Here is a 1,558-nt window from a genome sequence, read left to right on the forward strand (position 1 = left end):
GTGACATACTCCACACACTCCCCTTCGGGTGAGTGTGGGCTTCTCAACGACTCCTCTATGAGGACATTGATTGAGCTTTGAGGGCGTGTGTCCCACGCGCCTTTATGTTAATAGCTGCGTTCAAATCTCTGCACAAGCTTGCATGACATACAGGACAATTGTGCATTCTTTGAGATAGTGGTTTTTTAACTTTGTTACCACAATTAGAACACTCTTGGCTTGTACCGTTTGGATTTACAGCTATTACCTTCAAACCAGCATTTTCGGCTTTGTTTGAAAGTATGGTTACAAACTGACTCCACCCAGCATCATTAATACTTTTTGCCAATCTTGTCTTAACCAGTCCTTTGATGTTCAACTTTTCAACAGCTACAATGTCAGATTTATCAAGTAGTAATTTAGCTGTTTTAAAATGAAAATCTTTGCGAGTATCAGCAACTTTTTTATGCTGTTTACCCAATTTTTGAATAGCTTTCTTGCGTCTGTTAGAACCCTTTTTACGCCTTGATACTCTACGCTGTGCTGATTTTAATCTACGTTCAGCCTTGCGTAGATATTTAGGTGCTTTGACTCTAGAACCGTCAGAAGCTACATAAAAATCAATCAGACCAACATCAATTCCAACGATATTATCGGCTTTGAAATCAGGCTTAATAGTTGGTACGGTTTTATCATCCAAACTCAAAGTAACATAATATCCATCAGCTTTTTTAGTGACAGATACAGTTTTGATGTCAAACCCAACGGGTATTGGGCGATGAACAGTTACCTTAATATCCCCAACCTTTGATAGTGTTATTTTATTATTGACAAAATGATGTCTCTTAAATTGGGAATATGTAAAAGTTTTGTACTGCCCTCTGCCCTTGAATCTTGGTCTACCAGACTTCTTCCCGTTAGCGTCACCTTTTAACCATCTATCAAAAGCTAATTCAACCTTCTTGGGAACTTCCTGTAGTACTTGAGAGTGAATCTCTTTGTACCAAGGTCTATCTATTTTGAGTTGAACCAAAGACGCTTTTTGATTGTAGTAGTTAGGTTGCTCTTTTAGCTCTGGCAGATGACAAATTAACGGGCATCTATCAACAGGACAACGATTCATCTCATACCATTCAAATCTCTGAGCAAGCAAATAGTTGTATTGACAACGCAGCATTTCTAGCGTTTTATCAATTTTTCCCGCTTGCTCTTTAGTTGGCTTGATTTTGTATTGGTATGAGATTTTCATTCTTTACCCTTTGTTTTCGACCTACAGATACTATAACATACTATGTATCCATTGTGTAACCAGTATGAAAAACAAACAATTAAGATTAAGAATGTCAGATCGTCGGTTTAGTAGACTTCAAAAATATGCAGCCTACGCAGATAAAACCATGACTCAAGTGATTGATGAACTTATCGACTCGTTGCCAAACATAGAAAATGGCGACTCCTCATCGACCCCCCGTCCTGTCAAACCTATGGTTTGAATTAGTTGGGGGTCAATTCGTCGTCGCCCAAAAATTCATCCCACACTCCTAAGAGTGAGTGTGGGGCTTCTTTTCGTTTAAGCTAA

General features: G+C 38.7%; 2 protein-coding genes. One reads left to right on the forward strand and one right to left on the reverse strand.

Translation table 11 applies throughout. The annotated features are described in order from the left end of the window. Positions 1-55: 55 nt before the first annotated feature. Positions 56-1,228, reverse strand: a complete 1,173-nt coding sequence (locus tag H6G32_RS26385; protein ID WP_190463719.1) for an RNA-guided endonuclease InsQ/TnpB family protein — start codon at positions 1,226-1,228, stop codon at positions 56-58. A gap of 91 nt (positions 1,229-1,319) precedes the next feature. Here H6G32_RS26385 and H6G32_RS26390 point away from each other — a divergent pair, with 91 nt between their 5' ends. Next, entirely contained in the window at positions 1,320-1,472 is a 153-nt protein-coding gene (locus tag H6G32_RS26390; RefSeq protein WP_242046734.1) for a hypothetical protein, read from the forward strand. Positions 1,473-1,558 lie beyond the last annotated feature (86 nt).

The organism is Cylindrospermum sp. FACHB-282 (genome assembly GCF_014697195.1).
Lineage (GTDB): Bacteria > Cyanobacteriota > Cyanobacteriia > Cyanobacteriales > Nostocaceae > Cylindrospermum.